Source organism: Rickettsia endosymbiont of Gonocerus acuteangulatus (assembly GCF_964026435.1).
Classification (GTDB): Bacteria; Pseudomonadota; Alphaproteobacteria; order Rickettsiales; family Rickettsiaceae; genus Rickettsia.
Window position 1 is genome coordinate 1,512,703 of sequence record NZ_OZ032147.1, and the last position, 13,569, is coordinate 1,526,271.

The following is a 13,569-nucleotide window of genomic DNA, read 5'->3' on the forward strand; positions in this document are numbered from 1 at the left end:
AATTTACAAAATAATGACAAATACTAAATATTACCCGGAAGTTAGCTCAAATGCTGATTTTGCTACCATAGAAAAAGAAATATTAAAATTTTGGCAAGATAATAATATATTTCAGAAATCTATTGATATTAGAGAGGGAGATGCTGAGTTTATCTTTTACGATGGTCCGCCTTTTGCTAACGGGTTACCGCATTACGGGCATTTACTAACCGGTTTTATTAAAGACGTATATGCTAGATATCAAACTGTTAGAGGTAAGAAAGTAGAACGCCGTTTTGGCTGGGATTGCCACGGATTACCTGCTGAAATGCAATCTGAAAAGGAGCTTGGTATTTCAGGGCGTCTTGCTATTACTAATTTCGGGATTGAAAAATTTAACGCTCACTGCAGAGATTCGGTAATGAAATATGCCGGTGAGTGGGAGCAATATGTAACACGCCAAGCAAGATGGGTAGATTTTAAGAATTCTTATAAAACGATGGATAAGAATTTTATGGAATCTGTGCTTTGGGCTTTTAAGGAGTTATATAATAAAGGATTATTGTACGAATCTATGCGAGTTATGCCGTATTCATGGGCATGTGAAACTCCACTTTCTAATTTTGAAACAAGGCTTGATAATTCATATAGAGAGCGAGCAGATAAAGCAGTAACAGTTAGTTTTGAATTATGTCATCCCGTGGACAAGCCACGGGAAGACACCGAGACTTTTTTAGGAATAACAGCTAATTATAAAGAATACCGAATCCTCGTTTGGACGACAACGCCATGGACATTGCCGTCAAATCTAGCTTTAGCAGTTGGTAGTGATATTGATTATGCATTAGTTCCGAAAGGCGATATCTGCTATATCATAGCTGCCTCTTCGGTTGCTAAATATGCGAAAGAATTAGAGCTAAAAGGCGATGAGCAATTTACGATAATTAAAGGCTCAGAGCTTCAAGGATTAAGCTATAAGCCGCTATTTGACTATTTCAAAGATCATCCAAATAGCTTTAAGATATTTGCCGGAGATTTTGTTGTTGAGGGTGATGGTACTGGGGTAGTACATATGGCTCCTGGGTTTGGTGAAGATGACCAAATACTTTGTGAATCGAAAGGCATAAAACTTGTTTGCCCTGTGGATAATAGCAGTAAGTTTACCAAAGAAATTCCAGATTTAGAGGGCTTACAAATATTTGATGCTAACGACAAAATAATAATTAAGCTGAAAGAACAAGGAAATTGGCTAAAAACCGAGCAGTATATTCACAATTATCCGCATTGCTGGCGAACCGATACGCCTCTTATATATAAAGCCGTTCCGTCATGGTATGTAAAAGTTACCGAATTTAAAGACAGAATGGTAGAGCTGAATCAGCAAATTAATTGGATACCTTTCCACGTTAAGGACAATTTATTCGGCAAGTGGCTTGAGAATGCTAGAGATTGGTCAATAAGCCGTAATAGATTTTGGGGAACACCTTTGCCAGTATGGAAATCTGACGATCCAAAATATCCACGCATAGATGTTTATGGTTCTATAGAAGAGCTAGAAAAAGATTTTGGGGTTAAGATTACTGATTTACATCGTCCATTTATTGATGAACTTACAAGACCAAATCCCGATGATCCAACTGGTAAATCAACAATGCGTAGAATAGAAGACGTATTTGACTGTTGGTTTGAAAGCGGTTCGATGCCATACGGGCAAGCACACTACCCTTTTGAAAATAAGCAGTGGTTTGAGGATCATTTTCCAGCTGATTTCATAGTTGAATATTTCGCACAAACACGTGGCTGGTTCTATACTTTAATGGTATTATCTACTGCCCTATTCGATCGTCCGCCGTTTTTAAATTGTATATGCCACGGGGTGATTTTAGATGCTACCGGTCAAAAACTTTCGAAACGTCTAAATAACTATGCCGATCCGCTAGAGTTATTTGATAAATACGGCTCTGACGCTTTAAGAGTAACAATGCTTTCTTCCAATGTAGTTAAAGGTCAAGAGCTACTGATTGATAAAGATGGCAAAATGGTATTTGATACGATTCGTTTATTTATCAAGCCTATCTGGAACGCTTACCATTTCTTTACGATGTATGCTAATGCCGATCATATTAAAGGCGAGCTAAGTTTTAACTCGGAAAATGTGCTTGATGTATATATATTGTCCAAGCTAAAAATAGCTATAGAGAAGATTAAAGAGAGTTTAGACGGCTTCGATACTGGGACGGCTTATCATGCAGTTTCAGAATTTTTTGAAGTACTAAATAACTGGTATATCAGACGAAGCAGAGCTAGGTTTTGGAAAAGCGAAAAAGATCTAGACAAGCAAAATGCTTATAATACGTTATATACGTGCTTAGAGACTATGGCTATTGCGATGTCATCACTCGTGCCGCTTATCTCCGAAGCGATATATTTGGGTTTATATTGTCATCCTCGCGAAAGCGGGGATCCAGAAAAACCTGAATGCCTGGATTCCCGCCTACGCGGGAATGACATAAAAGTTGTGCGAGATGACGGTTTGTCCGTCCATCTATGCGACTATCCTGATCTTTCAAAATTTGAAATAAACAGCGAGCTAGTGGATACTATGGATACTGTACTAGATATTTGTAGTCATAGCCTATTCATCAGAAGTAGCGAAAACGCCCGTGTAAGACAACCACTTAGCAGTATAACTATTATTAGCAAAAATAACGACAAACTAAAAGATTTTGAAGATTTAATTAAAGATGAGATCAATGTTAAATCAGTAATTTATCGTGATGATTTAGAAAATTATGCAGTTAAAAAATTATCGATTAATTTCCCGTTACTTGGGAAGCGTTTGCCGACTAAAATGAAAGATATCATAGCTGCTTCTAAAAAGAACGAGTGGGAAGCAACCTCTAGCGGCTTACAGATCTGTAATGAGACCTTAAATAGCGATGAATATAAACTAATCTTAGAACCTCACTCACATATTAAAGGGGCTAGCAGCTTTGCCCATAATAGTAGCCTGTTGATACTTGATCTGGAGCTAACGACTGAATTAATAGACGAAGGAATAGCTCGTGACATTGTACGCTTCATACAACAAGCTCGGAAAAATGCCGATTTTGCTATAACAGATAGGATTTGGATTGATATAGATTTACCAAAAATAATCGATATTTATGGTGAGTTTATTAAAGAACAAACCTTAGGTGAATTTGCTAAAAACTTCACCCCTGATCATATTAGTGAAATCGAGCTAGAAAACCACAAACTACAACTAAAAATTAAGAAAGTAAACTGATAGTTAATTCTTTAATATTTAGTTAATATTTTATATTGATAATTTACCTTTATTACTTTATAGTACGCCCGCTATAAATTAATTAAGGTAAATTAAAAAATCCTATAAAGCTCTAGGAAATTTTTTTAAAACTAAAGAACAAATTTTAAACGCAGAAATAAAAGTAATCCCCGCCGCAAGCAGCGGGGTATTTTAGAAGAAAGCTAGCTGATGATCCTCATGCAGTTTCTGATATTCCTTGCCTTGGTTTTTTACGTATTTTCCTATCATATTCTCATTTCCATGCTTACCTACCGTACTCGTAAAATATCCATCAGTCCAAAATTCTCCACCCCATAATTGTTTCTTTACCTGTGGACACTGTCTAAATATTTGACGAGCTGTAACACTTTTAATTGTTGTTACTATTTTTGTTACGCTATAGGTTGGTACAGATTGTACCAAAAAATGGACATGATCTTCATCAACCCCTATTTCTAAAAATTTTATTTGATATCTCTTTTCTATCTCTAAACATATTTCTCGTAATACTTGATCAACTGATACGTCAAACACTGCTCGGCGATATTTTGCTGGAAATACCATGTGATACAGCAGTACCGTAACATTATGACTTTTATGTATATATTTGCTCATTCCGCCATATTACGCCGCAAGCGGCGGGGAATATACCCAAAAGAGATTAAAAAATTAATTTCCTTATCTTCATCAAAACTTCCTGACGAGTATCTTTATAAAGCAGCTCATAAAGGGCGTTTAGATTTAGTTCAATATTTTATTGAAGAAAAAGGATTTAGTGTTAATACTACAATGGATAATCATGTACATGGAGGTGCTATATTAAGTATTGACACCATGGGAGAACATATTGATGTAATAGATTATCTCCTAAAAAAAGGTGCTATCGCATCTCAAGGTGTCATACCCGCAATATTAAATGGTAATGTAGAAATTTTAGAAAAGCTATTCAAATATGGTGCAACAGCTCGCGATGGTTATTCAGAAGACCTTGTTGCTTTATTAGTAAATACTGCAATCCCAGCCAATGATCCTACTTATTCCGACAGTTCATTTTCTGAAACAAAAAAAGACTTATCTAATTATGCAAAACTTACGCTATGTTTGGTTCTAAATATCGTAAAGATGGAGAACGCAGCTGTTGTTGCATATAGTCATCTAAAAGCCCTAACTTTATTTGGTAAACCGTTTTACCGATTGTATTTGCAGTCCTTTTGAGAAATGCCCAAACTAAAAATGCCCAACTAATATGATTACGTTGAATACGCTGTTTCCTGCATTGACAACGTTCTATCCCAGTAAGTTGCTTAATTTCTCTGTGCATGCTCTCAATTACCCATCGAAAGCCACACTCATCTTGTGCAGCTTTAGAAGATTTGTGAGTTTTGTTATTGGTAACAACATACTCAACTCTGTTGGTAGGAACAGTAAATTTAAACAAATTAACATGCTTATTTTTAGCAAAGCCTTTTATATGAATCTCTACTCCATGCCTGATCTCTTCATCTGAAAATGTCAACTCTTTTACAGCTTTATAAGGTTTAGAATCGTGTGTTTTACTAACGTTTCTATTGGCTTTAATAGGGGCATAATAATATTTCCCCAGAGAGTCAACATGTTGCATAATTTTGTGTGTAGAATACCATGTTGTCATTGCTAAAATAAAAGGGACCAGTAAATTGCACGAAAAAGGGACCAGAGAAGTTGGTGTGACCTAATAAGGTTAATGTGCAATATTCACTAGATAATTAAGCAAGTAAATATCTAGTGATACAATGATAAGAATAAATATGTATACAACAATTATCACCCTTTATAAACAAGGCAATAGTCAAAGGAATATTGCCAAACTAACAAGAACAGACCGCAAAACAGTACGAAAAATAATAAACCGCTATGTAGAGGCTGGTACAGAATCCCCAGCAATCTATGAACGATCTTCAGTTTTGGATTTTTGGCACGAAAAAATAATTGAGTTATTAGAAAAAAATCTGAGTTACATAAGAATTTTTGAGGAGTTAAAAAATCAAGGTTATACAAGCAGTTATACTTCTTTGACCCGTTATATCAAAAAATATAAAATTAAGGATAACAGTTGCATTCGTTTTCATACTTTAGCAGGAGAGGAAGCACAAGTAGATTTTGGTGACATAGGCTTACAGTATAATTCTAAAGGGCGTAGAGTTAAAGCATATGTATTTAATATGCGTTTAAGCTATAGTCGCCTTGATTATTATGAAGTAGTGTTTGATCAAAGTTGTCAAACATGGATTCAATGTCATATCAATGCATTTAATTATTTTGCTGGTAGTCCAAAAGTAATAAAACTTGATAATCTTAAAGCTGGAGTAGTAGATGCCAATTTTTATGAGCCAGTATATCAGAAGGAATATAAGTGCTTAGCCGATCATTATGGAATTTTACTTTCTCCTTGTCGAGTGTATCAACCGCAAGAAAAAGGCAAAGTTGAGTCGGGAATAAAATACGTTAAAAATAATTTTTTTGCTGGTCGTAAATTTGATAGATATGAAGAATTAACAAATGGTCTTGCAAATTGGTTAAATAAGGCCAATAGCCGAATACATGGTACTACTAAGAGAATACCTAGAGAACTGTTTGAGCAAGAGGAAAGAAGTAGTTTGATTCCTTTACCATTAGAAACTTTTGATTTGTCATCTTGGCATAATCGAAAAGTAGCAAAAGATTGTCATATTACCATAGATAATAATTATTACTCTGTACCAGCAAAATATATATACAGTGAGGTAATGGTACAATTGTCCCCAAAACTTGTTCAAATATTTTCTATACAAAATGATTTAATAGCAAGACACGTTAGAACAGAGGGCAAGGGGATATTTACCACTAATCCGTCTCATTATGCTAAATACAAACGTCTATGCCCAGGTTTTATAGAATATAGTGAACATTATCAACAACAAATGCAGCAGATAGGGAATAATTGCAGTTTATTATTAGAATCATTACAACAAACAAGAGTGAATGATTGGCAACGTTGTGCACGAGGTATCATTTCTTTACGTAAGGTTTACAATGATGACTTAATAGATAAAGCCTGTCATAGAGCACTACATTATGGTATAAGTTCTTACTCTAAAATTAAGAATATTTTAAATAGTAATGCAGTAAACTTACCATTACCAGAGTTTGGAGGTAATAATGCAGAACTTATTTAATGACCTACGAAGCTTTAGATTATCAGGTATAGTCAATAGTTTAAATGAAAGGATTATTTATGCTCAAAATAATAAACTAGGATTTAAAGAATTTCTATCACTATTATGTGAAGATGAAAAATCTAACCGTAAGGATAATAATTACCGTCGCCGTAAAAGTGCTGCTAAATTGCCGGTAACTAAAAATTTAGAAGACTTTGATTTTAATTTCCAACCAAGTGTTGATGCCAAAGTAATAAGTGATTTATCAACTTGTGATTATATTAATACTAAGGGAAATGTAATATTCATAGGTGATTCAGGAACTGGGAAAACTCATCTTGCCATTGGGCTAGCATTAAAAGCTTTAACACGAGAATACTCTGTATATTTTACTACGGTATCGGATATGCTTTATAATTTACATATTGCAAGAGCAGATAATAGTTATCACAAAAAGGTTAAATTACTCCTATCGTTTGATTTATTAATTCTTGATGAGCTCGGGTTTAAGCAATTGCCAAAACATTCAGTAGAAGACTTTTTTAATATTATTGCTAAACGATATGAAAATAAATCTACCATTATTACCACAAACAAGGATTTTGAAAAATGGAATGAAATATTTGCTGATGAAGTATTAACTCATGCAATTATTGATCGAGTGGTACATCATGCTCATATACTAAACATAAAAGGTAAAAGTTATCGTATTAATAACTATAAATCTGGAGGTAATATGGCATAAAAATTTTTAAATATAGTGGTTCCTTTTTCGTGCAATTTACTGGTCCCTTTTTAATTGACAATGACACCATGTGTCAAAAAGTACTGTTTGAAAAGGAATCTTCTTGCTATAAACAGCATTATTTAACATGTTTAATAGGTGTTCTAGTTTTGTTGCTCCATCATGATCAGGTGCAAAAATTCGATAATCTATTACCCAAAACTTATTAATATCAGGGTTATAATATACCAGACTCACTACTCCTATACCTTTAGTAACTCTACCTGTAGCTCCACTGTACTGCGATCTTGCAATTTCTATTTGCTTCGTATTCCTTTTATTTGAAACCGTATCATCAAATATTGTATATCCATTAGATGAAAAAATAACATCATTCTTGATGTGTTCCCATAACAAAGAAGGTGTATATTTTTCATTCCTTAAAAATCTATTAATAACATCATGACTACATTTCTTTGCATGTTCAGCGTAGTAGGTTAAACTATAATTCTTTTGGCTAACTATTAAAAATTGACAATAATCTGTCCTATTAATTGGTATTGCTTGCAACTTTATCCTCTTTGACATGTTTAATTATTTTTACAATAATTTATCACTTTTTTACTCATAGCGTAAGTTTTGAAGGTTTTAGATTAGGGGATCTACCTTCTTCTAAATCTATATTCTTTTCTCTTGAAGAAATTATTGAGAAAAATCACACTTCTTTAGGTGGCGAAACGGATATAGTTAAATCCGAGTTTTTTAATAGTTAGTCTGAGTCCAATCTTTTACCCTAATAAACATAGGTCATTCCCACGTAGATATTGTTGCGTGGATAAAAAAACGTGATTGGTGTCATACCGTGGCTTGGGAACTAGATCCAGAAAATAATAAAAAATACTAATTTTATTAGTATTTTTAACTGGATCCCGTGAATAAATCTATCACACCCTACACTCCTCCCAATAACAATATTTACTCATCTCCTATTTTTAATGCAGCAATAAAGGCAGATTGTGGGATGTCGATATTGCCGTACTGCCTCATTCTCTTCTTACCAGCTTTCTGCTTCTCGAGTAGCTTACGCTTACGGGTTATATCTCCGCCATAACATTTGGACAATACATCTTTACGCAACGCCTTAATAGTCTCACGGGCAATAATACGACTGCCGATACTCGCTTGAATTGCAATATCGATCTGCTGTCTCGGTATCAAATCCTTTAGCCTTACGCATAATGCCCTACCCCGCTGCTCAGCACGAGAACGATGTACGATTGTCGATAACGCATCAACTGCCTCACCGTTAACTAAAATCCCAAGCTTAACAAGTTCGGAAGGTTCGTATGTATCCATTTGCCATTCAAAACTTGCATAACCTTTTGAGCAACTTTTTAAACGATCGTAAAAATCATATACTATTTCATTTAGTGGCAATTTATATACTACTTTTGCCCTATTTGCTATATAGCTGTGATCTAGCTGCATGCCTCTTTTCTCAGTACAAAGCGTTAATACCGTACCTAAAAACTCATCAGGTACCATTATAGTGGCTTTAATCCAAGGTTCTTCCATCGAGTCAATTTTTTGTAAATCAGGTAAATCAGCAGGATTATGAATCTCTAGACTCTCACCCTCACGCATATGAATTTTATACACCACGCTTGGAGCAGTAGTAATTAAATCCAAATCAAACTCCCTACTTAAACGCTCTTGTATAATCTCTAAATGTAGTAGCCCTAAAAAGCCGCACCTAAAACCAACCCCTAGAGCTGATGAGCTTTCCATTTCATACTCAAAGCTAGCATCATTAAGACGAAGTTTTGCCAACGAATCCTTTAAATGCTCAAATTCGGCACTATCCGTCGGATAAAGCCCGCAGAATACTACCGGCAAGTTTGGTTTAAACCCGGGCAGAGCTTGCTCACAAGGCTTCTTCTCATCGGTAATAGTATCCCCAACTTTACAATCTGCTACCTGTTTTATAGAAGCAGTAAAAAAACCAATTTCCCCTGCATTTAAAACATCCGAAATATGTTTTTTAGGAGTGAAATATCCGACATTTTCTATTGTATAAACCGAGTTTGTTGCCATCATTTTGACTTTCATATTCTTACGTAACGATCCGTCAATAATACACACTAAAATAACTACACCAAGATACGGGTCATACCAACTATCAACAAGCAATGCTTTTAAAATATCTGTATTACTTTCTTTCGGCGGAGGTAATTTATTTACGATTGCTTCTAAAACTAAGTCAATACCTATACCACTTTTGGCAGAAATCAGTACTGCCTCACTTGCATCAATCCCAATTATATCCTCTATTTGCTGCTTTACTTGGTCAGGTTCTGAAGCCGGCAAATCAATCTTATTTAGCACCGGCACTATTTCATGATCATTCTCAATTGCCTGATAAACATTAGCAAGAGTTTGTGCCTCTACCCCTTGCGTACTATCAACCACTAACAACGACCCCTTACACGCTGCAAGCGATCTACTAACCTCATAAGCGAAATCGACATGCCCAGGGGTATCCATCAAATTTAAATAATAAGTATTGCCGTCTTTAGCCTTATATACAAGCCGTACAGTTTGGGCTTTGATTGTTATGCCACGCTCTTTTTCGATATCCATTGAATCTAGTACTTGCTGGCTCATTTCTCTAGCCTGCAGACCGCCGCAATACTCAATTAACCGATCAGCTAAAGTAGATTTGCCGTGATCAATATGAGCTATTATTGAGAAGTTCCTTATATATTTTTGATTATTCATAATTATTGTGATATAATTTGCGTTCGTTTATATCATTCCCGAATAGGGGCATTGTGGCATGGTTTGGAAAATACCCTCGGTGTCATTCCCGCGTAGGCGGGAATCCAGAAAAAATAAACATATAAGCAATAAGTTTTTAAAATTAAAAGCTCGATTTCTCTCTCTTTATGCTGGATTCCCGCCTACGCGGGAATGACATATGGGTCATGCAACAACACACCAAATAAACAGGAATGTGCTGTAAATATATAACAAAACCAAAATTTATAACAGGAAAAAATAATGCGTGCGGAAATAGAGAATTACGTTAAAAAAATTGAGCAGTCTTTAGAATTGCTTCGGAGGTCACTTTGACGTCGAAACGTCAGCAGCTAGACTAGCAGAGTTAGAGGAGTTAACAGCAAATCCTGATTTATGGAATGATCAAGCTAATGCTCAAAAATTACTACGAGAAAAAAGCAATCTAGAAGAACAATTAGGAGCTTATAATAAAATTAAGTCTAATTTAAAAGATGCATTAGAGCTTGAAGAAATGGCTGAAGCTGAAAATGATTTAGAGATAATGCAGCAAGTTGAGAAAGATTTACAATCCTTAAGCACTATTGCCGCAAAATTTGAAACTGAATGCTTGTTTTCAGGTGAAGCCGATAATAATAACTGCTTTTTAGAGATAAATGCCGGAGCGGGAGGAACTGAAAGCCACGATTGGGCGTCTATCATGATGCGTATGTATCTACGTTTTGCTGAAAGATTAGGCTTCAAAACTGAGATCATTAATATGATTAATGGCGAAGAAGCAGGCATAAAATCATGCACGATTAGGATAATCGGCAAACGTGCTTATGGCTGGCTTAAAACTGAAGCAGGAGTGCATAGGTTGGTGCGTATTTCGCCGTTTAATGCTGCAGGTAAACGCATGACCAGCTTTGCAAGTAGCTGGGTCTATCCGGAAATTAACGACAATATCGCAATTACCATTGAGGATAAAGATTTAAGAATCGACACTTTTAGAGCATCGGGAGCGGGAGGACAACACGTTAATACTACCGATTCAGCCGTACGTATCACTCATATACCTACAGGCACTGTTACACAATGTCAAAGCGACAGATCGCAACATAAAAATAAAGCTCAAACTATGAAAATGCTACAAGCAAAGCTCTATGAGCTTGAAATGCAAAAACGTACTGATAGCGTTAATGAACAAAACGCCGCTAAAACCGATAATAGCTGGGGACATCAGATTAGATCATACGTCTTACAGCCATATCAAATGGTGAAAGATCTACGCACCGATTACGAAACTTCTGACACTAAGGGCGTACTTGACGGTGATCTTGAAAAATTCGTCTCGGCAAGTCTAGCTATGAATGCAGGTACTAAATGAATAACATTTTAAGCAATGAATCATATGTTGATTTAAATAAAAGTAATCCCCGCCGCAAGCAGCGGGGTATTTTAGAAGAAAGCTAGCTGATGATCCTCATGCAGTTTCTGATATTCCTTGCCTTGGTTTTTTACGTATTTTCCTATCATATTCTCATTTCCATGCTTACCTACCGTACTCGTAAAATATCCATCAGTCCAAAATTCTCCACCCCATAATTGTTTCTTTACCTGTGGACACTGTCTAAATATTTGACGAGCTGTAACACTTTTAATTGTTGTTACTATTTTTGTTACGCTATAGGTTGGTACAGATTGTACCAAAAAATGGACATGATCTTCATCAACCCCTATTTCTAAAAATTTTATTTGATATCTCTTTTCTATCTCTAAACATATTTCTCGTAATACTTGATCAACTGATACGTCAAACACTGCTCGGCGATATTTTGCTGGAAATACCATGTGATACAGCAGTACCGTAACATTATGACTTTTATGTATATATTTGCTCATTCCGCCATATTACGCCGCAAGCGGCGGGGAATATACCCAAAAGAGATTTAAAACAAGAAACTAGTAAGGCTCATATTAGAGCTCATTTAGCAGTTAACAAGGAATTAATAACTCTTTTTTGGCACATAGGGAAATTAATTTTAGAACGCCAAAGTAAAGAAAAATGGGGTTCAAAAATAATTCAAAATATATCTGATGATTTACGTAAAGAATTTCCTGGAATGAAAGGACTATCATATCAAAATCTTTCTTATATGCGTCAGTTTGTTGCAGAATATAATAATGAACAAATCCTCCAACAGGCGGTTGGAGAAATCCCATGGAGTCATAATATTATCATTTTTTCAAAACTAAAAGATATAGACCAAAGAATTTGGTATGCACAACAAACCATCGAAAATGGTTGGTCAAGAAATGTATTATCTTTACAAATTAAAAGTAAATTTATATGAACGATCGGCAAAAGGTATAAATAACTTTTCTAATACTTTACCTGAATTACAATCTGACCTAGCAAGATCAATTATAAAAGACCCGTATAACTTAGAATTCTTAGATATTCAGGGTAAAATAATGGAGAGAGATTTAGAAAATAAGCTGATAGATAATATTAAAAATTTTTTATTAGAGTTAGGGCAAGGTTTTGCATTTGTCGGCAATCAGTATCATATAGAGCTTGAAGGAGAAGATTATTATTTAGATTTAGTTTTTTACCATATAAAGCTCAAATGTTATGTTGTCATTGAATTAAAGACCGGTAAAATAAAAGTAATCCCCGCCGCAAGCAGCGGGGTATTTTAGAAGAAAGCTAGCTGATGATCCTCATGCAGTTTCTGATATTCCTTGCCTTGGTTTTTTACGTATTTTCCTATCATATTCTCATTTCCATGCTTACCTACCGTACTCGTAAAATATCCATCAGTCCAAAATTCTCCACCCCATAATTGTTTCTTTACCTGTGGACACTGTCTAAATATTTGACGAGCTGTAACACTTTTAATTGTTGTTACTATTTTTGTTACGCTATAGGTTGGTACAGATTGTACCAAAAAATGGACATGATCTTCATCAACCCCTATTTCTAAAAATTTTATTTGATATCTCTTTTCTATCTCTAAACATATTTCTCGTAATACTTGATCAACTGATACGTCAAACACTGCTCGGCGATATTTTGCTGGAAATACCATGTGATACAGCAGTACCGTAACATTATGACTTTTATGTATATATTTGCTCATTCCGCCATATTACGCCGCAAGCGGCGGGGAATATACCCAAAAGAGATTTAAACCGGAATATGCCGGTAAATTAAATTTCTATCTTAATTTAATGGATCATAAAATTAAGGATGAATCAGATAATTCTACAATTGGGTTAATTTTGTGCGAAGAAAAAAAGGGTATTACTGTAGAATACGCTATAGAAGGAATACAAAAACCAATAGGAGTATCACAATTTAAACTTACAGAAACATTACCTAAAAAGCTTGAAAAATTCCTCCCTACCCCTCAAGAACTAGCAAAACTAAAAAGCGAATAAGTTATTTTGCTTGATATTACGATTAAGCCGTGATATATCTCTCCTATATTTCAACCTAATTTTTATCACAATATGAAAAACTGTAAAAATTTTAATATAGCTATTTCTTTAATTATTATAGCTATAGCTTCTGTCTTAGGACTTCAGCATTATCAAAA

13 protein-coding genes are annotated in these 13,569 nt (G+C 34.9%); 7 read left to right on the plus strand and 6 right to left on the minus strand.

Going from position 1 to position 13,569, the window contains the following annotated elements:
• Positions 1–13: 13 nt before the first annotated feature.
• Positions 14–3,268: an isoleucine--tRNA ligase gene (gene ileS / locus AAGD55_RS09385; RefSeq protein ID WP_341791272.1), complete on the plus strand. Its 3,255-nt coding sequence runs from the start codon at positions 14–16 to the stop codon at positions 3,266–3,268.
• Positions 3,269–3,460: 192 nt separating this feature from the next.
• Here the strand turns inward: ileS and tnpA (AAGD55_RS09390) are convergent, their stop codons facing one another.
• Together tnpA (AAGD55_RS09390) and AAGD55_RS09395 are read right to left on the minus strand one after the other, a co-directional pair.
• Positions 3,461–3,904 (minus strand): IS200/IS605 family transposase, encoded by a 444-nt coding sequence (gene tnpA / locus AAGD55_RS09390; RefSeq protein ID WP_341790826.1) that lies wholly within the window; start codon positions 3,902–3,904, stop codon positions 3,461–3,463.
• 475 nt (positions 3,905–4,379) lie between these two features.
• Positions 4,380–4,940, minus strand: a complete 561-nt coding sequence (locus tag AAGD55_RS09395) for a transposase (protein ID WP_341791273.1) — start codon at positions 4,938–4,940, stop codon at positions 4,380–4,382.
• Between the two features lie 136 nt (positions 4,941–5,076).
• On the opposite strand from AAGD55_RS09395, the gene istA reads away from it, so the two are divergent.
• Both istA and istB read left to right on the plus strand, forming a co-directional pair.
• Entirely contained in the window at positions 5,077–6,483 is a 1,407-nt protein-coding gene (gene istA, locus AAGD55_RS09400) for an IS21 family transposase (protein ID WP_341790850.1), read from the plus strand.
• Positions 6,467–7,210 (plus strand): IS21-like element helper ATPase IstB, encoded by a 744-nt coding sequence (gene istB, locus AAGD55_RS09405; RefSeq protein ID WP_341790851.1) that lies wholly within the window; start codon positions 6,467–6,469, stop codon positions 7,208–7,210. The genes istA and istB overlap by 17 nt, the downstream gene beginning before the upstream one ends.
• Before the next feature lie 36 nt (positions 7,211–7,246).
• Here istB and AAGD55_RS09410 read toward each other — a convergent pair whose 3' ends face one another.
• Both AAGD55_RS09410 and lepA read right to left on the minus strand, forming a co-directional pair.
• Positions 7,247–7,777 (minus strand): hypothetical protein, encoded by a 531-nt coding sequence (locus tag AAGD55_RS09410; protein WP_341791274.1) that lies wholly within the window; start codon positions 7,775–7,777, stop codon positions 7,247–7,249.
• Between the two features lie 387 nt (positions 7,778–8,164).
• Positions 8,165–9,967, minus strand: coding sequence for a translation elongation factor 4 (lepA, locus tag AAGD55_RS09415; protein ID WP_341791275.1), 1,803 nt, complete (start codon positions 9,965–9,967; stop codon positions 8,165–8,167).
• Between the two features lie 282 nt (positions 9,968–10,249).
• Between lepA and prfB the strand changes: the two genes are divergently transcribed.
• A protein-coding gene (gene prfB / locus AAGD55_RS09420; RefSeq protein WP_341791276.1) for a peptide chain release factor 2 occupies positions 10,250–11,354 on the plus strand; the annotation gives its coding sequence in 2 pieces (ribosomal slippage) (positions 10,250–10,318 and positions 10,320–11,354; 1,104 coding nt in all).
• A 71-nt stretch (positions 11,355–11,425) separates the two neighbouring features.
• Here prfB and tnpA (AAGD55_RS09425) read toward each other — a convergent pair.
• On the minus strand, positions 11,426–11,869 hold the full coding sequence (gene tnpA / locus AAGD55_RS09425) for an IS200/IS605 family transposase (RefSeq protein WP_341790826.1): 444 nt from the start codon (positions 11,867–11,869) through the stop codon (positions 11,426–11,428).
• 107 nt (positions 11,870–11,976) lie between these two features.
• Between tnpA (AAGD55_RS09425) and AAGD55_RS09430 the strand changes: the two genes are divergently transcribed.
• Together AAGD55_RS09430 and AAGD55_RS09435 are read left to right on the plus strand one after the other, a co-directional pair.
• Positions 11,977–12,321, plus strand: a complete 345-nt coding sequence (locus AAGD55_RS09430) for a DUF1016 N-terminal domain-containing protein (RefSeq protein WP_341792577.1) — start codon at positions 11,977–11,979, stop codon at positions 12,319–12,321.
• On the plus strand, positions 12,248–12,670 hold the full coding sequence (locus AAGD55_RS09435; protein WP_341791277.1) for a PDDEXK nuclease domain-containing protein: 423 nt from the start codon (positions 12,248–12,250) through the stop codon (positions 12,668–12,670). The genes AAGD55_RS09430 and AAGD55_RS09435 overlap by 74 nt, the downstream gene beginning before the upstream one ends.
• Here AAGD55_RS09435 and tnpA (AAGD55_RS09440) read toward each other — a convergent pair.
• On the minus strand, positions 12,667–13,110 hold the full coding sequence (gene tnpA / locus AAGD55_RS09440; RefSeq protein WP_341790826.1) for an IS200/IS605 family transposase: 444 nt from the start codon (positions 13,108–13,110) through the stop codon (positions 12,667–12,669). The genes AAGD55_RS09435 and tnpA (AAGD55_RS09440) overlap by 4 nt on opposite strands.
• On the opposite strand from tnpA (AAGD55_RS09440), the gene AAGD55_RS09445 reads away from it, so the two are divergent.
• Entirely contained in the window at positions 13,109–13,411 is a 303-nt protein-coding gene (locus AAGD55_RS09445; RefSeq protein ID WP_341792578.1) for a PDDEXK nuclease domain-containing protein, read from the plus strand. The genes tnpA (AAGD55_RS09440) and AAGD55_RS09445 overlap by 2 nt on opposite strands.
• Positions 13,412–13,569: the final 158 nt, after the last annotated feature.

Excerpts from the sequence above, each read along its gene's own strand:
- ileS (WP_341791272.1), top strand. The coding sequence starts at position 14 with ATGACAAATACTAAATATTACCCGGAAGTTAGCTCAAATGCTGATTTT.
- AAGD55_RS09435 (WP_341791277.1), top strand. The coding sequence starts at position 12,248 with ATGCACAACAAACCATCGAAAATGGTTGGTCAAGAAATGTATTATCTT.
- istA (WP_341790850.1), top strand. The coding sequence starts at position 5,077 with ATGTATACAACAATTATCACCCTTTATAAACAAGGCAATAGTCAAAGG.
- tnpA (WP_341790826.1), bottom strand. The coding sequence starts at position 3,904 with ATGAGCAAATATATACATAAAAGTCATAATGTTACGGTACTGCTGTAT.
- tnpA (WP_341790826.1), bottom strand. The coding sequence starts at position 13,110 with ATGAGCAAATATATACATAAAAGTCATAATGTTACGGTACTGCTGTAT.
- AAGD55_RS09395 (WP_341791273.1), bottom strand. The coding sequence starts at position 4,940 with ATGACAACATGGTATTCTACACACAAAATTATGCAACATGTTGACTCT.
- istB (WP_341790851.1), top strand. The coding sequence starts at position 6,467 with ATGCAGAACTTATTTAATGACCTACGAAGCTTTAGATTATCAGGTATA.
- tnpA (WP_341790826.1), bottom strand. The coding sequence starts at position 11,869 with ATGAGCAAATATATACATAAAAGTCATAATGTTACGGTACTGCTGTAT.
- AAGD55_RS09410 (WP_341791274.1), bottom strand. The coding sequence starts at position 7,777 with ATGTCAAAGAGGATAAAGTTGCAAGCAATACCAATTAATAGGACAGAT.
- lepA (WP_341791275.1), bottom strand. The coding sequence starts at position 9,967 with ATGAATAATCAAAAATATATAAGGAACTTCTCAATAATAGCTCATATT.